Here is a 24,686-nt window from a genome sequence, read left to right as displayed (position 1 = left end):
CCAGGGCGGGTTTCCGTACCGCTCAGCCGAGGCCGCCCTGCACCCCGATCAGCATGCCGATCAGGTATGTCGCCACCGCGGCGGCGGCGCCGAGCAGCAGTTGACGCAGCCCTCCGGACCACCACCTGCGGTTGGTGAAGCGGGAGACGACCGCACCGGCGACGAAGAGCCCGATCCCGCCGATCGCCAGGGCCAGCACCAGGCTGGTGGCCCCGAACAGGTACGGCAGCAGCGGCACCAACGCGCCGACGGAGAAGCAGAGGAACGACGAGAGCGCCGCCTTCCACGGGTCGGGCTGTTCGTCCGGGTTGACACCCAACTCCTCCTGCACGTGCATGCGCAGGGCCTGCTCCGGGTTGTCTCGTACCGCCTCGGCGACCTGGATGGCGAGGTCCTCCGGCAGCCCTCGCGCGACCCACATGTCGGCAAGCTCCCGGGCCTCGGCCTCCGGGTGGCGCTCCAGTTCCCGTCGTTCCTTGGCCACCTCGGCGGCGATCTGCTCGTTGGCGGAGCGCACGCTCGTGTACTCACCGAGCGCCATCGAGATGGCGCCGGCGACCAGGCCGGCGGTGCCGGTGAGCACGATGGTGTGGGGCGACACCCCACCGCCGCCCACACCGGCGATCAGGGCGATGTTGGTGACCAGGCCGTCCATCGCCCCGAACACGGCCGGGCGCAGCCAGCCGCCGGACACGTCGGCGTGGTGGTGCTCGCGCAGCGCCGCCGGGGTTTCGGTCACGGCAGCGTCAGGATCTCGTGGCCGTCCTCGGTCACCAGGACGGTGTGCTCGAACTGGGCGGTCCACTTCCGATCCTTGGTGACCACCGTCCAGCCGTCGTCCCAGAGGTCGTACTGGTAGGTGCCGAGAGTGATCATCGGCTCGATGGTGAAGGTCATTCCCGGCTCCATCACGTCGGTGGGGCGCGGGCTGTCGTAGTGCGGTACGTAGAGCCCGCTGTGGAAGGCCTCGCCGATGCCGTGACCGGTGAAGTCGCGGACCACGCCGTAGCCGAAACGCTTCGCGTACGACTCGATGACCCGGCCGATCACGTTGATCTGCCGGCCCGGGGCGACCGCCCGGATCCCCCGCATCATCGCCTCGTGGGTCCGCTCGACCAGCAGCCGGTTCTCCTCGGCGACCTCGCCGACGCAGAACGTCGCGTCCGTGTCGCCGTGCACCCCACCGATGTACGCGGTGACGTCGACGTTGATGATGTCGCCGTCGACGAGCGCTGTCGAGTCGGGGATGCCGTGGCAGATCACCTCGTTGAGGCTGGTGCAGCAGGACTTCGGGAAGCCCCGGTAACCCAGGGTCGACGGGTAGGCCCCGTTGTCGATCAGGAAGTCGTGCACCACCCGGTCGATCTCGTCAGTGGTCACACCGGGCTTGCAGTGCTCCCCCGCCAACTGCACCGCCTGGGCGGCGATCCGACCCGCCAGCCGCATCTTCTCGATGGTCTCCGGCGGCTGCACGTGCGACCCCTGCCACGGCCGGGGGGCCTTCTTGCCGACGTACTCCGGTCGGGCGATGTGGGCGGGCACCGGCCGCCACGGGGAGAGCGTGCCGGGGGTCAGCGGCGCACGGACGGTCATGACCCAAGCCTATCGCCGCCCGCTTAGTGACCCCCACCACCGGCCGCCCCGAGCGGTTGTTGCCCTGCCACAAGCACTGTGTCAAGGTGTCTCCGTGGATCAAGGGGGCGCACCTCCCATCTTCTCCGCCAGCGCGGAGACCGATGGTGATCACCTGAGCGTGGTGGTCACCGGCGAGGTCGACATGGCCACCGCCGACACGATGCTCCAGACCGTGCTGCGCGAGCCGGCCGCCCGGGTGACACTCGACCTGCGTGCGGTGACCTTCTTCGACTCGGCGGCCATCCACGCGGTGGTCCGGCTCGCCAGCCGTTACCCGGACGCGTTGACGGTACTGCCGTCCCGACAGGTCAGTCGGGTACTGGAGATCGCCGGCCTGGGCAGTCAGCCCTGGCTGCATCCGGCCTGATCCGATCCCACCGCTCCGACCAGCCGGCCGGAACCGCCCGACCGGCGCCCGGCTACGCGCTCAACTCCCGGCGCAGGGTGACCCGTGTCCCCTCCGGGGTGTGTTCGACCGAGAGATCCCCGAGTGCCCGGATCAGCGACAGCCCGCGCCCCCGGAAACCCGACCCGGTCGATTCCCGCCACCGCCCGCTGTCGCACACCGTCGCCACCACCGTGCGGTCCTCCACCCGGACCTCGACGTCGACCACCGGCTCCACCGGGTCGACCGGATGCTCGATGGCGTTCGCCGCCGCCTCGGACACCGCCACGGTCAGATCGAACAGGTCGGTCTCGCCCACCCGGTGGGCGACGAGGAAGTCCTCCAGCCGCTTGCGCAGCACGCTCAGCCGGGTCGGATCGGCGGGCAACCGCAGCTCGAACCGGTTGAGTTCGACCGCCTCCAGGGCCAGTACCGCGACGTCGTCCCGTCGGGGCCGGCCGGCGACCCGCGCCACCACCGCGTCGATCAGGTCGGCCACGTGCTCGCCCGACCCGGCCGCGTCGGCGCGCAGCAGGGCCAGCGATTCGTCGATACCGACCTGCCGGTCCTCGATCAGACCGTCGGTGTAGAGCAGCAGCCGGTCGCCGGCCCGCAGTTCGCCGGAGACGGTCTCGTACTCGGTGCCCGCGATGGCACCGACCGGCGGCCCGAGCGCCCGGCTGTGCAGGAACGCCACGTCGTCTCCCCGGATCACCAGGGGCGACGGGTGCCCGGCGCTGGCGTAGCGCAGCCGACCCGTCCGAGGACTGAACCACAGGCAGAAGACCGTCGCGAACGAACGTGACTCGGTCGACCCCACCAGCCGGTTCAACCGGGTCAACGACTCGCCGGGGTCGAAGCCCTCCAGCACGTAGGCGCGCAGCGCGTTACGCAGCTGGCCCATGGCCGCCGCCGCCGGTACCCCCTTGCCGACCACGTCTCCGATGACCAGCACGAGTTCGTCGTCGTCCCGGGCCACCACGTCGTACCAGTCGCCGCCCACCTCGACGTCCGCGCTGCCCGGCAGGTAGCGGCTGGCCACCACGGCACCGGGCAACTGGGGCAGGGTGCGTGGCAGCAGGCTGTGCTGCAGGGTGGTGGCGATGCGGTGCTCGGCCTCGTACAGCTGGGCGTTTTCCATGCGTACCCCGACCAGGCGGGCGAGCTGCGTCAACGCGGCCTCGTCGGCGTCGGCGCTCTCGGCGGCCGGGTGCCACACCCGCAGCTCACCGAGCGGCTGGTCGGCCACGCCGGTCAGCGGCAGCACGAAGGACGGCTCGACGCTGCTCGCTCCACCGGCATCGGCCTCGTAGCGCGCCCCGCCGGCGGAGACCACCACCCGGACAGCCTCGGCGAGACTCAACGCGTGGCGCGCGGCGACCTGGAGCACGTCGGCGGTGGAGCGGGCGGTATTGACCGCGACCGCCGCGTCCGCGAGCGCCCGCAGCCGCCGAATGATCTGGTTACGCAGCTGGCCGAGGGCCATGTTGGCGCGGACCCGGGCGATCAGTTCCTGCCCCGAGAAAGGTTTGGTGAGGTAGTCGTCGGCACCCACCGACAGCCCGGCCACCTCTTCGGCCGAACCGGCGCGGGCGGAGAGCAGCACGATCGGCACGTACCGGGTACGTGGATCCGCTCGCAGCGCGGCCACCAGACCCAGACCGTCCAGGCGCGGCATCATCACGTCGGTCAGCACCAGGTCGAACAGCTCCTCGGTGGCGAGCCGCAGCGCCTCCAACCCGTCGGCGGCGGTACTCACCTCCCAGGTGGGCACGAGCAACCGGCTGACGTGTTCGCGCAGATCAGGATTGTCGTCGACGACAAGTACGCGGCCGGCGGTCGCGACGGTGAGGGGCCGGGGCACCCACTGCGCAGCGACGTCGGCGTCCGGCACGGTCGAGGCGTCGGCCGGCACCGGGCGGGTGGCGGCCGCGACCGGGCCGGCGGTCCACTGCGCGGTCTCGGCGACGAAGAGCGGTGCCTGCCGCGGCTCGCGCTCGGAGTTGTCGGCGTCGGCCACCCGTTCGGCCGGCAGGTGCCCGGCACCGAACGGGATGGTGACCACGAAGGTGCTGCCGACGTCGATCTGACTGGTGGCGCTGACCTGCCCGCCGTGCATCTCGGCCAGTTCCCGGACCAGGGCCAGGCCGATCCCGGTGCCCTCGTGGCTGCGGGAGCGTACCCCCGGCACCCGGTGGAACCGCTCGAACACGTGCGGCAGTTCCCGCTCGTCGATGCCCACACCCGTGTCGGAGACCTCCAGTCGGGCGGCACCGTCGACCTCACGGACCCGGATGCTGATCTCTCCTTCGAAGGTGAACTTCAGGGCGTTGGAGACCAGGTTGAGGACGATCTTCTCCCACATGTCCGGATCGACGAAGACCGGCTCCGGCAACGGCGGACAGTCCACCACCAGCCGCACTCCGGCGCGCTCGCTGGCGGAGCGGAACGTGCTCGCCACCCGGGAGGTGTAGTCGGCCAGGTCGGTGGGCTCGTAGTGCGCCACCAGCCGCCCGGACTCCAGCCGGGAGAAGTCGAGCACCGTGTTGACCAACTTCAGCAGCCGCAACGCGTTGCGGTGCATCACGGTCAGCCGCTGCGTGTGGTCCTCGCTGAGCGCCGGGTCGGCGAGCAGGTCCTCCAACGGGCCGAGCACCAGGGTCAGCGGGGTGCGGAACTCGTGGCTCACGTTGGCGAAGAAGTTGGTCTTGGCCAGGTCCAGCGCGGCCAGCTCAGCCGCCCGGGCCCGTTCCTGCTCGTACGCCCGCTGCTTCCCGACCGCCCGGGAGATCTGCGCCGCGACCAGTTCGAAGAACGTGCGGTAGTCCTCGGTGAGCGGCAGCCGCCGGGCCGCTCCCAGTACCAGCACCCCGACCGGCTCGTTCGTCGCGCTGATCGGCAGCACCACCGCCTCGTCGGCGGCATCGGCCGGCACCTGGCCGAGCAGGTCGGCGGTGGCCACCACCGCACCGACGCCGGTCGCGGCCACCTCCACCAGCCGGGCGGACGGATCGACCGCCCTGGTCCCGGCGCCGCTGACCCCGGTCAGGCGTAGGTACCCTTCGCTGTCCCGCAGGTAGAGCAGCCCGAACGGCACGTCGGCCCGGTGCCGGTCAAGCACCGCCGCGGCGACCTGGCCGAGTTCCTGGCTGCCGACCGGATCGGCCAGTTCCGAGCCGAGTTCGGCAAGCGCGCGCAACCGGCGTTCGCTGAGGACCCGCCCGGTGGTCTCGCTGCAGATGCAGAGCACCCCGCTGATCGCTCCGTCGACGTCGCGGATCGGATCGTACGAGACGTCGAAGTAGACGTCCTCCACAAAGCCGTGCCGGTTGAGCAGAAAGTGATGGTCCCGGGCCTGGTACGACTCGCCGCCGCGCAGCACACCAGTCAGCAGCGGCCCCAGCACGTCCCAGGTCTCCGCCCAGTGCTCCCGGGCGGGCTCGCCCAGCACGGCGGGATGCTTGTCGCCGATGGTCGGCCGGTAGGCGTCGTTGTAGAAGGAGCGCAGGTCGTCCCCCCAGAACATGGCGATCTGCGCCTTGGAGGCGAGCATCGTGCTGAGGGCGTTGCCCAGCGAGGTCGGCCAGCGCTCCGGTGGACCGAGCGGGTTGGCCGACCAGTCGCGGTCGCGCAGCATGGCACCCATCTCACCGCCACCCGCGAATGCCGCCGCGAGCAGCGGAGACGTTCCACTTTCCGCCGCGGACGGCTGACCACCGTCCACGCCCCCCTGGGCCGAGTTCATGCAGCCTCCCCGGCCGTGTCCGCACCGCTCCCGATCATCAAATGCCCTGACCCGCCTTCTACCCAGACGGATCAGCAACGTAACGCATACGACCGATCGGACGCTGTTCAGCTCCAGGTGAGCGCCGGTGGCCACCGCACCGACCGGGGCCGCCCACGCGTGGTGTTGCCGAGATCACAGAGGGGTGACGTACGCACCGGTGATGCCGCCGTCGACCACGAACTGGGCGGCGGTCATGAAGGAGGCGTCGTCGCTTGCCAGGAAGGCCACCGCGGCGGCGATCTCGGTCGGTTCGCCGAACCGACCCATCGGCACGTGCACCAGCCGGCGGGCCGCGCGTTCCGGGTCGGCCGCGAACAGCTCACGCAGCAACGGCGTGGCCACCGGGCCCGGGCAGAGGGCGTTGACCCGGATGCCCTCCCGGGCGAACTGCACGCCCAGTTCCCGGGTGAGCGCCAGCACCCCGCCCTTGCTCGCGGTGTACGCGATCTGGGACGTCGCCGCGCCCATCAACGCCACGAAGGAAGCGGTGTTGATGATCGAACCGCGGCCCTGCCGGCGCATGTGCGGGATGACGTGCTTACAGCAGAGGTAGACGCTCGTGGTGTTGACCCGCAGCACCCGCTCCCAGGCGTCCAGCCCGGTCTCCAGGATGGAGTCGTCGTCCGGCGGGGAGATGCCGGCGTTGTTGAACGCGACGTCCACCCGCCCGTACCGCTCGACCACCCCGTCGAAGAGGTCGCGTACCGCCGCCTCGTCGGCCACGTCGGCCGCGACGAAGCTGCCGCCCACCTCGTCGGCGGCCCGCTGACCGGCCTCGGTGTCGACGTCGACGCAGACCACCCGGGCCCCCTCGGCGGCGAACCGACGCACGGTGGCCAGTCCGATGCCGCTGGCCGCCCCGGTCACCACGGCCACCCGGTCCTGCAACCGTCCCTGCATGTTCACTCCTCGGTGCTGACGAAGACGTTCTTGACGTCGGTGAACGCGTGCAGGGCGTCCGGACCCAGCTCCCGGCCCAGACCGGAGCGCTTCATCCCGCCGAACGGCGTCCAGTACCGCACCGAGGAGTGGGAGTTGACGCTCAGGTTGCCGGCTTCCACGGCCCGGGCCACCCGCAGCGCCCGACCCACGTCGCGGGTCCAGATCGAGCCGGAGAGGCCGTACTCGGTGTCGTTGGCCAACCGGACGGCGTCGGCCTCGTCGTCGAACGGGAGCACCGAGACGACCGGACCGAAGATCTCCTCCCGCCAGTGGCGGTCACCAGGTGAGTCGGCGAGCAGCACTGTCGGTGGGTACCAGTAGCCGGCGCCGTCGGGCCGTGAGCCGGCGAACGCCACCCGCGAACCGTCGACGTACCCGGCGACCCGGTCCCGCTGTCCGGCCGAGATCAGCGGTCCCATCTCGGCGCTCTCGTCGGCCGGGTCACCCACCCGGAAGGCGCGCACCGCCGGTTCGAGCAGTTCGAGGAAGCGGTCGTACACCCCGCGCTGCACCAGGAGCCGGGACCGGGCGCAGCAGTCCTGGCCGGCGTTGTCGAAGACGGCGTACGGCGCGCTGGCGGCGGCCCGTTCCAGGTCGGCGTCGGCGAAGATCAGGTTCGCCGACTTGCCACCCAACTCCAGGGTCAGCCGCTTCACCTGCCTCGCGCAGCCGGCCATGATCCGGGTGCCGACCTCCGTGGAGCCGGTGAAGCAGATCTTGCGTACGGCGGGGTGGCTGACGAACCGTTCACCCACCACCTCGCCCCGCCCGGGCAGCACTGTGAAAACCCCCTCGGGCAGACCCGCCTGGTCCGCCAGCTCGGCCAGCCGCAACGCGGTCAACGGAGTCAACTCGGCGGGCTTGAGCACCACCGTGTTGCCGGCGGCGAGCGCGGGAGCGAAGCCCCAGGCGGCGATGGGCATGGGGAAGTTCCACGGCACGATCACCCCGACCACACCGAGCGGTTCGTGGAAGGTGACGTCCAGCCCGCCCGGCACCGGGATCTGCCGCCCGGTGAGTCGCTCCGGCGCACCCGCGTAGTAGTCGAGCACGTCCCGGACGTTGCCCGCCTCCCACCGCGCGTTGCCGATGGTGTGCCCCGCGTTGGCGACCTCCAGCCGCGCCAACTCCTCCAGGTGCTCGTCCACCACCGCCGCGAAGCGCCGCAACAACCGCCCGCGATCCCCCGCGCTGACCCCCCGCCACCGCTCGAACGCCCGCGCCGCCCGCCCAACCGCCGCATCCACGTCCCCGACGGAGCTCTCCCCAACCTCCCGCAACACCGTGCCGCGCGTCGGATCCCGTACCTCACCCATCCACCCTCACCCCACCCACTCTTCGCCGATCATGCAGTTGTGGCACGGGAGAAAAGCCGCTTACTGCCGTCTTCGGGCGCCACAACTGCATGATCGCGGTGGGCCGGGCCGGGGCCGGGCTGGGGTGGGGGTGGGGGTGGGGGTGGGGGTCAGAGGCGTTCGAAGCCACGGGTCAGTTCCCAGTCGGTGACGGCGGCGTCGAAGGCGGCCAACTCCACGCGGGCCATGTTGGCGTAGTGGGCGACCACCTCCTCGCCGAAGGCGTCGCGGGCCACCGCCGAGCCTTCCCAGAGGGTGAGGGCGTCGCGGAGGGTGCCGGGGACGCGTTCGGCGCTCGCGTCGTCGTACGCGTTGCCGGCGCACTCCTGGCCGAGTTCCAACTCGTTCTCGATGCCGTGCAGCGCGCCCGCCACCAGGGCCGCGATGGCCAGGTACGGGTTGACGTCGGCGCCCGGTACCCGGTTCTCCACCCGCATCCCCTGACCGTGCCCCACCACCCGCAGCGCGCAGGTGCGGTTGTCCGTGCCCCACCGCAGTGCGGTAGGGGCGAACGAGCCCGGCTGGTAGCGCTTGTAGGAGTTGATGTTCGGCGCGAAGAGCAGACTCAGCTCCCGCATGGTGGCGAGCAACCCGGCGAGCACCCGCTGCCCGGTCGGGCTCAGGTGCGCCGGCCCGTCACCCAGCATCGCCGAGCCGCCGGAGGCGTCGCGCAGCGAGAAGTGGATGTGGCAGGAGTTGCCCTCCCGCTCGTTCGGCTTCGCCATGAAGGTGATCGACATGCCCTCCTGGGCGGCGATCTCCTTCGCCCCGTTCTTGTAGATCACATGGTGGTCGGCGCAGGCCACCGCCTCGTCGTAACGGAAGGCGATCTCGTGCTGGCCGAGGTTGCACTCCCCCTTCGCGCTCTCCGGAACCAGTCCCGCGCCGGCCATCTCGGTACGGATCCGCCGCAGCAGTGGCTCCACCCGGGCGGTACCGAGCAGGGAATAGTCCACGTTGTACTGGTTGGCCGGGGTCAGCTCCCGGTAGCCGCGCCGCCACGCCTGCTCGTACGAGTCACGGAACAGCACGAACTCCAGCTCGGTGCCGGCGTACGCGGTCAGCCCGTGCGCGGCCAGCCGGTCCAACTGCCGGCGCAGGATCTGCCGCGGCGAGGCGATCACCGGACCAGCGCCGTCCAGCCACTCCAGGTCGGCCAGGAGCAGGGCGGTGCCGGGCTGCCACGGCACCCGGCGCAGGGTGTCGAAGTCCGGCTTCATCGCGAAGTCGCCGTAGCCGCGTTCCCAGCTCGACATGGCGTACCCGTCGACCGTGTTCATGTCGACGTCGACGGCGAGCAGATAGTTGCACCCCTCGCTGCCGTGCGCGACGACCTGGTCGAGGAAGTACGGGGCGTGGAACCGTTTGCCCTGCAACCGGCCCTGCATGTCGACAAGGGCCAGCACCACCGTGTCGATCTCGCCCTCGGCGACGGCGACCCGCAACTGTTCGAGCGTGAGCGGTGGTTTCCTCATCCGCCAGCCTCCATCACCAAGGTCTACCGGCCGAGCCGATCACCGTCAATAAGACGCTCCGCCCGTACCCCCATCCACTCCCCCGGCAAACCGTCAGGGACCGACGAAGGTTCGCCAGCCGCGCACCGCCACCACGCGGACACCGGCGATGGTGCAGTAGGACCGGCCGGCTCCCGGTCACCGGCTGCCCCGGTGGTTCGGCGCAATTGCGTTGCCGGGCGGGTGGGGCGTACCCCATCCTTGAGCTTGTGACCAGGCCCGATCGCGACGGGCCGACCACCGGGCCCTCGGAACGGCCCGGCCGCCGCGGCGGCGCGGGAAAGCGTCACCTCTCTCTCGGGTACGGCGTCGCGCCCTACCCCGACTCCGCCCCGCGCCGCTTCGGTCACGTCAGCGCGAGATCGGTCAGGCCATCACCAGGCCGGCCACCCAGAGGGCACCGATCACCAGACCGGAGAGGAACTCCACAAGCATCGACAGCCCGGCGGCGGCGACCGCCCGCTTCGTCGCCGGCCAGGCCAGCCGGGTGTCGCCGAGCCGTAGCCGCTCCATCGCGAAGATGCCGCCGACGAAGCCGATGACCAGCCCCACCACCGGGATGACGAAGAAGCCGACAATGCCGAGCACCGCGCCGGCCAGCAGCGAGGTGGTGGGCACCCCGGCCCGCTTCAGGTTACGGCCGGGCCAGGCGTACTTGACGACGGTGCCACCGACGGCGACGAGCGTCGCGGCGGCGAGCACCAGCCACCGGCCGGCTCCGGCGCCGCCGAACAACGTCCACACCAGTACGCCGCCCCAGCACAACGGCAGCGCCGGCAGACCGGGCACCACCACCCCGGCCAGCCCGGCCAGAATCGCCAGCGCGGCGACGACCGACACCACCGTTCCGGTCTCCGTCAGCCCCACGTCGACTCCCCATGTGCTCGTTCGGGCCCTGATCCGCCCACCGCGTCCATACCCCGGATCAGCACAGTCTGATCATGACGACTTGTCGCCACGCAGCCGGGCCACCACCGTCTCCGCCGGGCCTGGCGGACCGAACAGCCGCCCCTGCGCGGTGTCGCAACGCAGCGCCCGCAACCGCTCCGCCTGCGCCTCGGTCTCCACCGCCTCCGCGGTGACCCACAGTTCCAACGCGTGGGCCAGCCGCACCAGCGCGTCGACGATGCGTTCGTCACGGTGGTCGGCGGCGACCGGCTCGGTGCCCCGGATCCCCTCGACGAACGGGCCTGCCAGCTTCAGGCAGGTGATCGGCAGCCGGCGCAGGTACGCCAGGTTCGAGTACCCGGTGCCGAAGTCGTCCACGGCCAGCCGTACGCCGAGCGCCGCGAGCCGATGCAACGTCCGCAACGGCTCCCCCGCGGAGCCCATCACCGCGCTCTCGGTCAGCTCCAGTTGCAGCAGCTCCGCCGGCAGCCCGCTGCTGGCCAGCGCGTCGGCCACCGTGTCCACGATCGCCGGCCGGTCGGCCTGACGCGCGGCCAGGTTGACGCTCACCACCAGCCTGGCGTCGGGAAAATCGGTGTGCCACCGCTGGGCGTCACGGCACGCCTGGCGCAGCACCCACTCACCGAGCCGGATGATCAGGCCGGTTTCCTCGGCGAGCCCGATGAACCGGTCCGGGCCGATGAGTCCCAGTTGCGGGTGCTGCCAGCGGACGAGCGCCTCGACGGCCAGCATGCGGCCGTCGAGCAGGGACACGATCGGCTGGTAGTGCAGCACGAACTCGCCCCGGTCCAGGGCCGCCGGCAGCCCGGCGGCCAGCGCCGACCGGGCGATGTCCCGGGCGCTACGTTCGGGGTCGTAGACCGCCCACCGGTCACGGCCCTCCGCCTTCGCCCAGTAGAGCGTGGCGTCGGCGGCCTTCATCAGCTCCGCGACGCTGGGGCCGGCGACCGCCGAGTCGACGATGCCGATGCTCGCCGAGACCGCGAGCTGCTGGTCGCCGACGCACACCGGTGCGGAGACGGCGGCCAGGGCCGACTCGGCCACGGCGATGACGTCCTCGACGGCGGCGACCCCGTCGACCAGGATGACGAACTCGTCGCCGCCCATCCGGGCGACCAGATAGCCCTGTTCGGCCACGCAGTCGGCGAGCCGTCGGGCGATCATCACGAGCAGCCGGTCACCGAGGGCGTGCCCGAGACTGTCGTTTATCGCCTTGAACCCGTCGAGGTCGAGGAAGCAGACACCGACCCGGCCCGGCGAGTCGGGTTGCTCCACCAGGCCGGCCAGCGTGTCGAAGAACAGCGTCCGGTTGGGCAGGCCGGTGAGCGGGTCGTGCAGCGCCTGGAAGCGCAACCGCTGCTGGAGTTCGTACCGTTCGGTGATGTCCTCGACCACGGCCACGGTGAACCGCGGCCGGCCGTCGTCGTGGCGGATCAGCGAGACGGCCAGGTCCGTCCAGACCGCGCTGCCGTCCTTGCGGTAGTAGCGCTTCTCGACCCGCACCGCGTCGTGCTTGCCCTCGATCAGCTCCTGGTACAGCTCCCACATGCCGGCCGCGTCGTCGGCGTGGAACAGTGACGCCACGTTTGTCTGTCGCAGTTCCTCGACCGGGTAGCCGAGCATGTCGGCGAAGGCGTGGTTGACGTCGATGATCGTCCCGTCGACTCCGGCGATACCGATGCCGATGGCGGCGCCGTCGAAGACCGCCCGGAACCGGGCCTCACTGTCGCGCAGCGCCTGCTCGGCGTCGTCCCGTGCCTGCCACATGGCGCGGGCGATCCCCTCCTGCTGGACGAAGGTCCGCTCCCGCAGCGCGCGGGCGAAGCCGGCCGCCAGCGCGCCCTGCACGGCCGCGATCCGCTCGCCGAGCCCCGGCCGCCCGGCCGGGTCGGCGAGCACTTCGGTCGGGAACCGCTCGCTGAGCGTACGCACCGACCACTCGATCACCCCGGGGCCGGCGAGGTGCGCGTCGACCAGGGACCGCCCGATCTCCGCCGCAGCTGCGGCCGGCGGCTCGGCGGAGAGCAGCACCTCCGCCAACCGGATGGTGTGCCCGAGCAGCAGTTGCTCGGTCTCGGCCGCGCTCAGCGGCACGAAACCGAGCCGGTGTACGGCCCGCGCCCAGTCGGCGGCGTACCGCTGGGCGCCCGCCGGGTCGACGGTGTTGCCGCCGAAGGCACCCGTGCCGGCCATCGGATCAGCCGGCGGGCCGGTCGTTCCGGGCGACACCACCGAAGGCGCCGAAGCGCTGCCCGTCGGCGGCCGTCTCGGACGACGAGTCGGGACGCCACAGCTCCATGTGCACCACCCCCGGCTCCGCAATGGTCCAGTCACCGAAGAACCCGGTGATCTCGGCCCGCGAGCGGAGCGTTATCTCGGTGGCGGTACGCGCCGACAGCCGCTGCGCGTCCAACATCTCCTGCGGCTGGTCCTCGAAGGTCGAATGCGAGATCACCAGATGGCTGCCAGGGGCGGCGGCCGCGCGCAGGGTGGCCAGGATCTCGCCGGGACGGTCGGTGTCCGGGACGAAGTGCACCACCCCGGCGAGCAGGATGCCCAGCGGCCGGCCGAAGTCGAGCAGGTCCAGCGCGCGGGCCTCGGACAGGATCCGCTCCGGATCGCGCAGGTCGGCGTGGATGACGCCGGTCAACTCGTTGCCGGCGAGCAACTCGCGGCTGTGTGCCACCGCCACCGGGTCGATGTCGACGTAGACCACCCGGGCCTTCGGGTTCGCGGCCTGGGCGACCTCGTGCACGTTGCCGACGGTCGGGATGCCGGAGCCGATGTCCAGGAACTGGTCGATGCCGGCGTCGAGCAGGAGGCGCACGGCCCGGCGGAGAAACTCCCGCCCGGCCCGCATGGTCGCCGGCAGGTTCGGCGTCATGGCCGCGATCTGCTCGGCCAACTGCCTGTCGATCTCGAAGTTGTGGGCGCCGCCGAGAAAGTAGTCGTAGACCCGTGCCGCGCTGGGCCGGGAGAGGTCGATCTCGGCGGGAAGTCCGTCCGGCTTCTGCACTGGTTGCACCTCACGTCGTCGCCGTGGATCGTGTGATGCTGCCCACTCTAGGCGGGTCCGTCGCGTGGGGGGAGATCCACAACGCTCTTTTCCTGATCTCCGGCCGGTGCCGGCGGGTCAGGCGGCCTCCAGCAGCAGCGCGATGCCCTGCCCCACACCGATGCACATGGTGGCCAGCGCCCGCCGCCCGCCACGGCGGCGCAGTTCCAGCGCGGCGGTGAGCGCGAGCCGGGCACCACTGGCACCGAGCGGGTGGCCCAGCGCGATGGCACCACCGTTGGGATTGACGTGCTCCGCGTCCTCGGGCAGGCCGAGCTCGCGCAACACCGCCACGGACTGGGCGGCGAAGGCCTCGTTCAGCTCGATCACGTCGACGTCGGCGAGCGCCAACCCGCGCCGGTCGAGCAGCCGCCGGGTCGCCGGGACCGGACCGATACCCATCACCCGGGGAGCCACGCCGGCCGCCGCCGTGCCGGCGACCCGGGCCAGCGGAGTGAGGCCGTACGCCGCGACGGCCGCCTCCGAGGCGACCAGCAGGGCCACCGCACCGTCGTTGACGCCCGAGGAGTTACCGGCGGTCACCGTGCCGCCGTCGCGGAACGGAGTGGGCAGCGCGGCCAGCTTCTCCAGCGAGGTCTGTCGGGGATGCTCGTCGACCTCGACCAGCCGGGTCTCCCGCCGACCGGCGGGCACGGTCACCGGCACGATCTCCTCGGCCAGCCGGCCGTCGGCCTGGGCCTTGGCGGCCCGCAACTGCGAGCGGTACGCGAACTCGTCCTGCGCCGCCCGGTCCACGCCGTACTCGGCGGCCACGTTCTCCGCCGTCTCGGGCATCGAGTCGATGCCCCAGCCACGCTCCATCAACGGGTTCACCAGCCGCCAACCGATAGTGGTGTCGTACACCTCAGCGGAGCGGGAGAACGCGGTGGCCGCCTTCGGCATGACGAACGGCGCCCGACTCATGCTCTCCACCCCACCCGCGACGACCAGGTCCGCCTCGCCGGCGACGATCGACCGGGCGGCGGTGGCCAACGCGTCAAGGCCGGAGCCGCAGAGCCGGTTGACGGTGCTGCCGGGCACCTGCTCGGGCAGCCCGCCCAGCAACGCCGCCATCCGGGCCACGTTGCGGTTGTCCTCGCCGGCCTGGTTGGCGCAGCCGAGCACCACGTCGTCGGTACGCGTCCAGTCCACCGACGGATGCCTCGCGACCAACTCGCGGATCACGTGGGCGGCCAGATCGTCGGGGCGTACGCCGGCCAGTGCGCCGGCGTACCGGCCGATCGGGGTACGGACACCAGCCACCAGGTATGCCACGGTCATCGCGAGTCCTTCGGGGGTGGGAAGGGCGGAACGGTGCGTCCACTGGTCCACGGGCTCACCGACGGCCAGGATATCCCCGGTGGCTGCCGATAGGTTGGGGGCATGGCACGGGCCCAGTTCAGCGCGGAAACCAGCGGCGGCGGCGCGTTCGTCCGCCAACCCAACCGGTTCACCGGCCGGGTGACCCCGCACTCGACCGCGCCACCGGGTGGTGGGCCGGACGAGCAGGACCGCTGGCCGCTGGAGCCGGGCCGCTACCGGCTGATCTGGTGCCGGGCCTGCCCGTGGGCGCACCGCGCGCTGATCGTGCGTAACCTGCTCGGGCTGACCGACGCCATCTCGCTGGGCACTGTCGACCCGATCCGGGACGATCGCGGTTGGCGGTTCGCCCTGGACCAGGACGGTTTCGATCCGGTGCTGGGCATCGGTTTCCTCTCCGAGGCGTATCTGGCCACCGATCCGGACTACACCGGCCGGGTCACCGTGCCGGCGCTTGTCGACACCCTTACCGGCCGGGTGGTCACAAACGACTACCCGCAACTGACCCTCGACCTGTCCACCGAGTGGCGGCGGCTGCACGCTCCCGACGCGCCGGACCTCTACCCCGTCGAGCTGCGCCCGGAGATGGACGCGCTGATGGCCGAGATCCACCGGGACGTCAACAACGGCGTCTACCGATGCGGTTTCGCCACCTCCCAGCAGGCGTACGACGAGGCGTTCGCGGCGCTGTTCACCCGGCTCGACGCGCTGTCGGAGCGGCTGGCCGGTCGGCGTTACCTGATGGGCGACTCGATCAGCGAGGCGGACGTACGCCTGTTCACCACGCTTGTCCGCTTCGACGTGGCCTATCACGGACACTTCAAGTGCAACCGGCAGAAACTCACCGAGATGCCGGTGCTGTGGGCGTACGCCCGGGACCTGTTCCAGACCCCCGGTTTCGGGGAGACCGTCGACTTCGACCACATCAAGCGGCACTACTACGCCACCCATCACGAGATCAATCCGACAGGCATCGTCCCGCTCGGGCCGGACCTGGACGGCTGGACGACGCCGCACGGGCGTGGCTGAGCCGCCGGCAACGGTCCGACGGTCGGTGCGGCGCGGCGCCGCGCTGGTCGCCGCGCTCTGCGCCCTGGCTGGCACGGCTGCGGTGACACTCGCCGTGGTCGCCGGCCCAGGACCGGGCCTGACCGGGTACGTGAGTGAGGCCGGTGTCGTCGACAGCGACTATGCCTGGACGTACCGGATCGGAGTGTTCGCCCTGGCCGGGGCGCTGCTGCTGCTCGCCGTCGCGCTACGGGTCGGTGCGCCGCACTGCGGCGACACGGCACTCCGGGTCGCCGTGACGCTACTCGTGGTAGCGAGTCTGTGCACGGTCCTGTCCGGAGCGGTGACGTGCAGCGCGGGCTGCCCACTGCCGCCGTTCGAACGGGCCACCGTGGCGGATCTGGTGCACGGTGCGGCCAGTGTCGCCGCGACGGCGGCGGTGGTCTTCGCGATGCTGGCGGTCGCCTTCTCGCCGGTGGCGCGCCGCCGGCTGCGGCGCACGGGCGTCGTCGCGGCAGCGGTGTCGCTGCCACTCGCGGGAGCGGTCGGTCTGGCGATGCTGCTGGTTGGCCGGAGTCCGCTGGTCGGGGTGCTGGAGCGGCTGCTGCTGACGGTTGTCGTCGGCTGGGCCCTGGCCACCGCCGCAGCGTTGGCGGTACGCAACCCCACGGCGGTGGCGGTGCAGGACCACCGGACGCCGACCGTGCGCGAGCCCACAGCTCGCCGTCGGCGCTGAGGTCGCGCACCCGGGAGAGGATGGCGCAATGAGTTCGTTGTTCACGCCGCTGACGCTGCGGACGGTCACCCTGCCCAACCGGATCGCGCTGGCACCGATGTGCCAGTACAGCGCCGGTCCCGACGGCCTGCCCACCGACTGGCACCTGGTGCATCTCGGCACCCGGGCGATCGGTGGCGCGGGCCTGGTGATGACCGAGGCGACCGCCGTGCTGCCGGAGGGCCGGATCAGTCCACAGGACACCGGGTTGTGGTCCGGCCGCCACATCGACGCCTGGCGGCCGGTGACCAGGCTCGTGGCCGCGCACGGCGCGGTGCCCGTGGTGCAGCTCGCGCATGCCGGGTTCAAGGCGTCGACGTACCGGCCGTGGGAGCCGCGCCAGGGTGGGGTGCCGGACGCCGAGGGCGGCTGGACGCCGGTCGGGCCGACCGGCGAACCGTTCGTGCCGGAGTACCGGGTGCCGTCGGCCCTGGATGACACCGGGATCGCCGATGTCGTCGCGGCATTTGCCGAGTCCGCCACGCGGGCGGTGGCGGCCGGCTTCGCCGCCGTGGAGATCCACGCTGCACACGGCTACCTGCTGCACGAGTTCCTCTCCCCGCTGACCAACCATCGGGCCGACGGCTGGGGCGGTGACCGGGCCGGGCGGATGCGGCTGACGCTGGAGGTGGCTCGGGCGGTGCGCGCCGCTGTCGGTGAGGACCTGCCGGTACTGGCCCGGATTTCGGCCACCGACTGGGTGCCGGGCGGCTGGACGGTCGAGGACAGCGTGGCCCTCGCCGCCGAACTCGCCGCCGCCGGGGTGGACCTGATCGACTGCTCTTCCGGCGGGGCGTCGCCATCCGCCAAGGTCCCGGTCGGGCGCGGCTACCAGGTGCCGCTGGCCGCTCAGGTCCGCCGCGAGGCGCAGGTGCCGACCGGCGCGGTCGGCCTGATCGTCGAACCGGAGCAGGCCGAGGCGATCATCGCCGACGGCGAGGCCGACATGGTGCTGCTCGGCCGGGAACTGCTGCGCAATCCGTACTGGCCGCACCAGGCGGCCGCCAAGTTGGGCGCCGCGCCCAACTGGCCGGACCCGTACCTGCGGGCGGCCTGATCGGCGGGTCCGGCTGCCCGGTGACGGCCGAGGGCAGCCGGACCCGTGCGGATCTCCGACACGCTTTCAGCCGGCCAGATGACCCCAGCGTCGGTCCAGGTCGCGCCACGGGCCCTGGGCGGCCACCGTACCGGCGATGAGCACCACCACGTGGTCGGCCCGCACCAGCGCGGCCCGCTTCGAGGTGGAGCCGACCACCGTGACACCGCGGTCCCGCAACGCCTGCCACAGTGCCAGTTCGGTGGTGACGTCCAGCGCGGAGGAAACGTCGTCGGCCACCAGCAGTTCGGTACGCGGAGCCAGCGCCCGGGCCAGCGCCAGCCGTTGCAGCTGTCCACCGGACAACCGGGTGCCCTTGTGCCCGATGAGCAGGCCGAGCCCGCTACCGGTGGCGGCCAGGTCGTGCTCCAGCTGGGCGGTGCTGACCGCGTGCGCGGCGTCCACCTGATGCCCGAGGGTGATGTTGTCGGCGATCGTGCCGGAGAGCACCCGGGGCAACTGCCCGACGTAACCGACCTGGTTGGGGCGCAGGAACACCTCCGGTTCGGTCACCGCCTCACCGTTCCAGGCCAGCAGGCCGGTGTGCGGGGCGATGCCCGCGAGGGCCCGCAGCAGCGACGACTTGCCCGAGCCGACCGGTCCGACCACGAGGACCAGGTGGCCGCGTTCCACGGTCAGGTCCACGTCGCGTACGGCTGTGGTGCCGTCGGTGTGCCGGACGCCGAAGCCGACAAGCTCCAGCCGCCGCAGTGGGGTGCGCGGTGGCACCGTCGGGGCGGGAGCGGTGCCGGCGGTCAGGTCGACGCCCGGCACCCGCGCCGAGTACGCCTCGATCCCGGTCATCTCCGCAGTCCGCCGGGTCCACACCCGCGCCGACGGCACCTGTGAGATCAACGACGCGGTGGTCCAGGCGAACCAGCGTGCCGCGCCAAGCGTGGCGACCGCGACCAGCGCCGCCCCGGTAGAGATCCCACCGGCCAGGAACAACGCCCACACGCCGATCGGAAACAGCCCGCTGGCCACCGCCGGCGTGGAACGCGCCCAGACCTGCACGGCGATCTCCCGGCGCTGCCGTTCGCTGCGTACGGTGTCCAGGTTGGCGAGGTGGGTCAGCACCGGCCGGGTGGCGCCGGCCAGCTTCACCGTGCGGGCCGCCGACAGCGTGGAGACCAGCGCGGTGGCGAAGGCCGCCCGCGCCGCGACGGTGTCCCGCGCCGCCCGCTCCAGCCTCGGTCCGAACGCCGTGGCAGCCAGCCCGGAGAGCACCATCGTGCCGAGGAAGAACAGTCCCGGCACCACGCTGTCGGTGATCAGGGTCATGGCGACCAGCAGGATCAGACCGACGGTCTGGTCGAGCACGTTGTCGGCGAGTTGGACCACCCGCTCGGTGTCACCGCCCTGAGCGACCACCTCGGCTGGGGTGTGCCGGCTGACCCGACGCGGGCCGGTCTGGCCGTACACCAGGCGCGCACTGATCCGCAGCATCTGCCGTACCCACCAGGCCGGGAACCACAGGTGCGTCCAGTAGTGCGCCGGGATGGCGAGGATCAGCCCGGCCGCGATGCCCAGTGCGGGTAGCCAGGGGTCACCGGTGCCGTCGACCACGTCGGCCCAGAGCCAGGCGAGCACCGGACCGTCCAGGCCGAGGATGGCCAGTACGGCGAAGATGCCTACCGCCGCCGCGCCGTACCGGGGGTCGTTGAGGCAGAGCCGGACGATCTCCCGCAGGGTCCGGGCCCGGGACGCCTGTCGCTGATCATCCGTACCGCCGGCCGGCACGTCGATCGTCGACCGCCCGAGGTCACGTCCGCCCACCTCGTGTCCACCGGTCTCCCGGCCCTCCGCCGGCTCGACCGGCTCGGGTCCGACCACTGGCGCGGGATCAGCGACGGCGACCCCGGTCGGTGGGTCCGTCCGGGCGGCGTCGGCCAGCGACCCGGTGCCGTCCGCCGGGCCGGGGGCGCGGATGCCTTCGACGACCAGACCCGTCGGATCGCCCGCGTCGGCTGCGATGGTCGCCTCCGTCGGGTGGGCCCCGACCAGTACCGGTTCCGCCCGCTTCCAGTCCGCCCCGGCCAGCAGGTCGAGGCCGGCGTCGTCGGAGACACCGCCCGCGTGGCCGGCGGCGAGGAGTTCGGCGAAGCGACGCGACTCGGCCAGCGGGGCGGCCTCGACCACCACGCCGTCGGCCAGCACCACCACCTCGTCGCAGCGGCTCACCGACGACAACCGGTGGGCGATGACGATGCCGATCCGGTCGCGCAGCAGGCGTTCGGTTGCCTGCTGCACCCGGGTCTCGGTGACCGGGTCGAGTCGGGCGGTGGCCTCGTCGAGGATCACCACGTGCGGATCACGGACCAGGATCCGGGCGAAGGCGACGAGCTGTTCCTGACCGGCCGAGAGCACGTGGCCGCCCTCGCCGAGGCGGGTGTCCAGGCCGGCCGGCAGTTCGGCGATCCAGTTGGCCAGTCCCAGTTCGTCGAGGGCCCGGGCGGCGGCGTCGAGCAGTTCGGGGTCGAACAGCGCCACGTTCTCGGCGAGGGTGCCGGCGAGGATCTCGGTACGCTGCGGCACCACTGCGATCCACTGGCGCAGCTGCTCCACATCGAGGTCGAGCACGTCGCGCCCGCCGAGCCGGACCGTCCCCGGTGGCACGTCGACCGCACGGGTGAGCACCTTGGCCAGCGTGGACTTACCCGACCCGGTCCGGCCGACCAGGGCGTACGAGCGGCCCCGTACGAAGGTCAGGTCGATGTCGCGCAGGGCGGGAGCGCGATCGGCGTCCGGCCCGGTGCTCGGGTAGCGGTAGGTCAGGCCGCGGATGACCAGGTCGCCGTCGCTGGGGGCGGCACCGCCGCCGGGTTCCTGCGGTGCGGCCGAGAGCAGTTGGACCCGCCCCCACGCGCCGAGTGCGTACTGCACCTCCGGCACCATCCGGCTGACGTGTTCGACGGTCATGCCGAGGGAGAGTGCGAGCAGCCAGATCGCGGTCATCCGGGCGGCGTCGACCCGGCCGGTGGTCAGCGCCCACACGCCGCCGAGCACGACAAGCGCCACCCCGGCCCGGGTCACCCCGGCCGCGACGGTGTTCACCTGCGCCGACATCTGCCACACCCGGAGGCCACGGCGCAGCACCTCGGCCGCCCGGCGGGCGTACAGCCGCAGCACGTACGGCCGGGCCAGGCTGGTGCGTACGTCGTCCTGGCCGTGGATCGACTCCTCCATCACCGCCGCGAGGTCCGACCAGGCCGCTTCCTCGTACATCCGGGCCGGGGCGATCCGGGCCGCGGGACGGCGCAGCGTGAACGCGAGCAGGACGCAGAGCAGCAGCATGCCGATCCCGGCCGGCCACCAGACGGTGAGCGCGACGAGCGTGGACAGCAGGCCGACGGCCAGCGCCTGGGCCAGCCGTACGCCGGGGCCGCGCACCCCCGAGGCGACGTCGTACACGTCGCCGTCGATCCGGTCGAGCATCTCCCCCACCGGGGTCGTCTCCAGCGCGGGCACCGGCTGCCCCAGGGCCACCCGGCACAGTCGGCGACGCAGGTCAGCGGACCAGTCCGCGGTCACCCCGGCCATCACCAGGCTGACCACCAGGTCACTGAAGACCGCCGCGACCAGGGCCACCGACAGCAGCACGAAGAACCCGACGGAGCGATGCAGCAGCACCGGTCCGGCGAGGGCGGCGGTGGCCGCCTGGCCGATGCCGCCGAGCAGGATCAGGACGACCACCAGGGTCATCCGACGCGAGGAGGTGACCCACAGATCACGGAGCAGGCGCATGGGTCAGTTCCTCCGGTCTGGTGGCGGAGTTTTCAGCCTGCTTCGCCCGGCCGCCTGGCTCAACGCATTTTCGCGAGCGGCGGAGAGGCTGACGAAACCACCGACCGAGCACTGCTGACCTGCGCAGGTTGCGGCACAGCGAGGTGCCGACCGTCGGTTGGGCAGCCCGCGCGCGACTCAGAACAGCACGGTCGCCAGGGTGCCGACCGGGCGGAAGCCGCAGCGCTCGTAGACCCGCCGGGCAGGCAGGTTGAAGTCGTTGACGTAGAGGCTGACTGTCGGGGCGACCCGGGTCAGTGCGTCGCGGACCACCGCCGCCATGGCGGCTGTGGCGATTCCCCGCCCGCGCCACTCGGGTGCCACCCACACCCCCTGGATCTGCGCGGTGCGCCGGGTGACGACCGCCAGTTCGGCCTTGAAGACCACCCGGTCGTCGACGAAGCGGGCGTACGCCCGACCGGAGCGGATCATGTCGGTGACCCGGCGCCGGTACCCGCGCCCACCGTCGTCGGTCAGCGGTGAGACGCCGACCTCCTCGGTGTACATCGCCACGGCGGCCGGGAAGAGCCTGTCGAGTTCGCCGCTACGCACCCGGCGTACCTCCGGGTCGACCGGGACCGGGGGCAGCGCGTCAGTGACCAGCAAGGGCTGGTTGGGGCGTACGTCGCGGGCCGGTCCCCAGGTGTCGGAGAGGCGGTCCCACAGTTGCAGGACGGCGTCGGCTCGCCCGACGATCGAGGAGCAGAGCCGTTCCTCGCCGGCGAGCAGGTCGGCGAAGGCGGCGATGGCCTGCGGGCCGGCCAGCACCGGGGTGAGGTTTCCGCCGAGCCAACAGACCGATTCGAGGTGACGGCGGGAGCCGTACCCCAGGACCCGGCCCTCGGCCCGCCACCACGCCAGCCCGCGCGCGGCGACCCGCTCCGCGACCTGCGCGCTCGCGAACGGGTCGAGGTCGAGCAATCGCTCGACCGCGCGCCGTTCCGATTCCCCGAGTTGCCGCACCGGCGCCGTCAGCACGGTTAACAGCCTGCCAGATCCGTTCACCTTCTGTTGGCGGACGGTAACCACCACCCAACCCAACCAGACAGACCCACCCACCACCCCAACCACCCCCGGCCTCCCGCCACCTCCGGCGTTGATCAAGAAGTTTTCGTCGGTTCGAGCACCCTCCCCGACCAAAACCTCTTGATCAACAGGGCGGTGGCGGGAGGCCGGGGGTGGTTGGGGTTGTTGGGGATGTGTTGGCGATATATCGTTGATGTGTCGGTGATAGTTTTGTGAAGGAGTCATTGTGATGAAGTTCCATCGACGTGGGCACGGGCTGCACGAGGGTCGGATGCGGGGGTTCGGTTTCCCGCCCTTCCCGCCGGGGCCGCCGTTTCCGCCGGGCGGGCACGGGTTCGGGCACGGGCGGGGCGGTCGCGGACGGGGCCGGGGACGCCGGCCGAACGTCCGCAACGCCGTGCTGGCCCTGCTCACCGAGCGGCCGATGCACGGCTACGAGATGATCCAGGAGATCGACTCCCGCACCGGCGGGAGTTGGCGGCCGAGCCCCGGCTCGATCTACCCGACCCTCCAGTTGCTGGAGGACGAGGGCGTCATCGTCGCCACCGACGAGACCGGCGGTGGCCGCAAGCGGTTCACCCTCACCGAGCAGGGCCGCGCCGAGGCCGACCAGGCGGCCCAGACGCCGCCCTGGGCGGAGGTCGCCGAGGACACCATCAACAGCTGGCACGACATCCGCAACGCCGGCATGCAGGCGATGCAGGCGCTCCGCCAGGTGATGATGACGGGCACCGACGACCAGCGGGAACGGGCCGCCCAGGTGCTCGACGAGACCCGCCGCAAGCTGTACGCGATCCTCGCCGAATCCGAGTGATCCCCGCACGGACGGAGGGCGGCCAGCCCGGCTACCGGGGTGGCCGCCCTCATGCCAGCGGTCTCTGATGCCCGCGCAGTGGCTCGGGCACCCGTCGACGGTCAGTGCACCGTGACGGTGGCGCCGGGCAGCAGGTCGCGCAGTTCCTCGGGCAGCTCGGCACCCATCTCGTCGGCGAGCCGCAGCGCCTCCTCGATGAGGGTCTCCACGATCTGCCCCTCGGGCACGGTCTTGATGACCTGACCCTTGACGAAGATCTGCCCCTTGCCGTTGCCGGAGGCGACGCCCAGGTCGGCCTCGCGGGCCTCACCGGGGCCGTTGACCACGCAGCCCATCACGGCGACCCGCAGCGGCACCGGTAGCCCTTCCAGGCCGGCGGTGACCTCCTCGGCCAGCTTGTAGACGTCCACCTGGGCCCGACCGCAGGACGGGCAGGAGACGATCTCCAGGCCGCGCTCGCGCAGCCCGAGCGATTCCAGGATCTGGTTGCCGACCTTGATCTCTTCGACCGGCGGCGCGGACAGCGACACCCGGATGGTGTCCCCGATTCCCTCGGCCAGCAGCGCCCCGAAGGCGACCGCCGACTTGATGGTGCCCTGGAACGCCGGGCCCGCCTCGGTCACCCCCAGGTGCAGCGGGTAGTCGCACTGCTCGGCGAGCTGGCGGTAAGCCCGGATCATCACCACCGGGTCGTTGTGCTTCACCGAGATCTTGATGTCCCGGAAGCCGTGCTCCTCGAACAGCGAGCACTCCCACAACGCCGACTCGACAAGCGCCTCCGCCGTCGCCCTGCCGTACTTGGCCAACAGCCGCTTGTCCAGCGAGCCGGCGTTGACGCCGATCCGGATCGGCGTACCGGCGGCGGAGGCCGCTGCCGCGATCTCCTTGACCTTGTCGTCGAACTGGCGGATGTTGCCCGGGTTGACCCGGACCGCCGCGCAACCGGCGTCGATCGCGGCGAAGACGTACTTCGGCTGGAAGTGGATGTCCGCGATCACCGGGATCTGCGACTTCTTCGCGATCGCCGGCAGCGCCTCCACATCGTCCTGGCTGGGTACGGCCACCCGGACGATCTGACAACCGGAGGCCGTCAACTCCGCGATCTGCTGAAGGGTGGCGTTGATGTCGGCGGTCAACGTGGTGGTCATCGACTGGACCGACACCGGTGCCCCGCCGCCGACCGGCACGGACCCGACCATGATCTGGCGGCTGGCCCGGCGGGGCGCGAGCGGCGGCGGCGGTACGGGCGGCATACCGAGACTGACAGCGGTCACTTCAGGCA

The 24,686-nt window shown here is 71.8% G+C and carries 18 protein-coding genes; 5 read left to right on the top strand and 13 right to left on the bottom strand.

The features are described from left to right. Positions 1-22: 22 nt before the first annotated feature. A complete protein-coding gene (locus AB0I71_RS20545; RefSeq protein ID WP_357586875.1) occupies positions 23-739 on the bottom strand; it encodes a VIT1/CCC1 transporter family protein in 717 nt (238 codons plus the stop codon). Then, positions 736-1,593 (bottom strand): type I methionyl aminopeptidase, encoded by an 858-nt coding sequence (gene map, locus AB0I71_RS20540; protein ID WP_357586873.1) that lies wholly within the window; start codon positions 1,591-1,593, stop codon positions 736-738. Before map ends, AB0I71_RS20545 begins: the two co-directional genes overlap by 4 nt. A 94-nt stretch (positions 1,594-1,687) precedes the next feature. Between map and AB0I71_RS20535 the strand changes: the two genes are divergently transcribed. After that, the gene (locus AB0I71_RS20535; protein ID WP_357586871.1) at positions 1,688-2,002 is read left to right on the top strand and encodes an STAS domain-containing protein; all 315 of its coding nucleotides are present in this window, start codon (positions 1,688-1,690) and stop codon (positions 2,000-2,002) included. Positions 2,003-2,054: 52 nt separating this feature from the next. Here AB0I71_RS20535 and AB0I71_RS20530 read toward each other — a convergent pair whose 3' ends face one another. The 8 genes from AB0I71_RS20530 to pcaF all read right to left on the bottom strand — a co-directional run bounded on the left by AB0I71_RS20530 (position 2,055) and on the right by pcaF (position 14,863). Beyond that, complete coding sequence (locus AB0I71_RS20530; RefSeq protein ID WP_357586869.1) at positions 2,055-5,765, bottom strand: SpoIIE family protein phosphatase; 3,711 nt, start codon at positions 5,763-5,765, stop codon at positions 2,055-2,057. Positions 5,766-5,939: 174 nt separating this feature from the next. Continuing rightward, positions 5,940-6,707 carry a 3-oxoacyl-ACP reductase gene (locus AB0I71_RS20525; protein ID WP_357586867.1) on the bottom strand — a complete coding sequence of 256 codons (768 nt, stop codon included), beginning with the start codon at positions 6,705-6,707 and terminating at the stop codon, positions 5,940-5,942. Positions 6,708-6,709: 2 nt separating this feature from the next. After that, positions 6,710-8,065 (bottom strand): aldehyde dehydrogenase family protein, encoded by a 1,356-nt coding sequence (locus AB0I71_RS20520; protein WP_357586865.1) that lies wholly within the window; start codon positions 8,063-8,065, stop codon positions 6,710-6,712. 149 nt (positions 8,066-8,214) lie between these two features. Next, positions 8,215-9,579, bottom strand: coding sequence for a glutamine synthetase family protein (locus tag AB0I71_RS20515; protein WP_357586863.1), 1,365 nt, complete (start codon positions 9,577-9,579; stop codon positions 8,215-8,217). A 405-nt stretch (positions 9,580-9,984) separates the two neighbouring features. Further along, on the bottom strand, positions 9,985-10,485 hold the full coding sequence (locus tag AB0I71_RS20510) for a DUF456 domain-containing protein (RefSeq protein ID WP_357586861.1): 501 nt from the start codon (positions 10,483-10,485) through the stop codon (positions 9,985-9,987). A gap of 72 nt (positions 10,486-10,557) precedes the next feature. Next, positions 10,558-12,720 (bottom strand): EAL domain-containing protein, encoded by a 2,163-nt coding sequence (locus AB0I71_RS20505; protein ID WP_357586859.1) that lies wholly within the window; start codon positions 12,718-12,720, stop codon positions 10,558-10,560. 4 nt (positions 12,721-12,724) lie between these two features. Next, complete coding sequence (locus tag AB0I71_RS20500; protein ID WP_357586857.1) at positions 12,725-13,543, bottom strand: SAM-dependent methyltransferase; 819 nt, start codon at positions 13,541-13,543, stop codon at positions 12,725-12,727. 117 nt (positions 13,544-13,660) lie between these two features. Next, entirely contained in the window at positions 13,661-14,863 is a 1,203-nt protein-coding gene (gene pcaF / locus AB0I71_RS20495) for a 3-oxoadipyl-CoA thiolase (protein ID WP_357586855.1), read from the bottom strand. Positions 14,864-14,965: 102 nt separating this feature from the next. On the opposite strand from pcaF, the gene AB0I71_RS20490 reads away from it, so the two are divergent. From AB0I71_RS20490 to AB0I71_RS20480, 3 genes are read left to right on the top strand one after another with little or no spacing between them, the layout of a single operon-like run. Then, positions 14,966-15,931 (top strand): glutathione S-transferase C-terminal domain-containing protein, encoded by a 966-nt coding sequence (locus tag AB0I71_RS20490; protein WP_357586853.1) that lies wholly within the window; start codon positions 14,966-14,968, stop codon positions 15,929-15,931. After that, positions 15,924-16,646, top strand: coding sequence for a DUF998 domain-containing protein (locus AB0I71_RS20485; RefSeq protein ID WP_357586851.1), 723 nt, complete (start codon positions 15,924-15,926; stop codon positions 16,644-16,646). The genes AB0I71_RS20490 and AB0I71_RS20485 overlap by 8 nt, the downstream gene beginning before the upstream one ends. 28 nt (positions 16,647-16,674) lie before the next feature. Next, entirely contained in the window at positions 16,675-17,742 is a 1,068-nt protein-coding gene (locus AB0I71_RS20480) for an NADH:flavin oxidoreductase/NADH oxidase (RefSeq protein WP_357586849.1), read from the top strand. 66 nt (positions 17,743-17,808) lie between these two features. On the opposite strand, the gene AB0I71_RS20475 is transcribed toward AB0I71_RS20480, so the two are convergent. Both AB0I71_RS20475 and AB0I71_RS20470 read right to left on the bottom strand, forming a co-directional pair. After that, on the bottom strand, positions 17,809-21,525 hold the full coding sequence (locus tag AB0I71_RS20475; protein ID WP_357586847.1) for an ATP-binding cassette domain-containing protein: 3,717 nt from the start codon (positions 21,523-21,525) through the stop codon (positions 17,809-17,811). A 177-nt stretch (positions 21,526-21,702) separates the two neighbouring features. Beyond that, the gene (locus tag AB0I71_RS20470; protein ID WP_357586845.1) at positions 21,703-22,542 is read right to left on the bottom strand and encodes a GNAT family N-acetyltransferase; all 840 of its coding nucleotides are present in this window, start codon (positions 22,540-22,542) and stop codon (positions 21,703-21,705) included. Between the two features lie 277 nt (positions 22,543-22,819). On the opposite strand from AB0I71_RS20470, the gene AB0I71_RS20465 reads away from it, so the two are divergent. Beyond that, positions 22,820-23,404: a PadR family transcriptional regulator gene (locus AB0I71_RS20465; protein ID WP_357586843.1), complete on the top strand. Its 585-nt coding sequence runs from the start codon at positions 22,820-22,822 to the stop codon at positions 23,402-23,404. Between the two features lie 101 nt (positions 23,405-23,505). Here AB0I71_RS20465 and ispG read toward each other — a convergent pair whose 3' ends face one another. Next, positions 23,506-24,678, bottom strand: a complete 1,173-nt coding sequence (ispG, locus tag AB0I71_RS20460) for a flavodoxin-dependent (E)-4-hydroxy-3-methylbut-2-enyl-diphosphate synthase (RefSeq protein WP_357586841.1) — start codon at positions 24,676-24,678, stop codon at positions 23,506-23,508. Positions 24,679-24,686 lie beyond the last annotated feature (8 nt).

The organism is Micromonospora sp. NPDC049891 (assembly GCF_040660295.1).
In the GTDB taxonomy this organism is placed as follows: domain Bacteria; phylum Actinomycetota; class Actinomycetes; order Mycobacteriales; family Micromonosporaceae; genus Micromonospora.
Note: the sequence above shows the minus strand (reverse complement) of the source record. Positions and strands in the feature narration are given on the sequence as shown.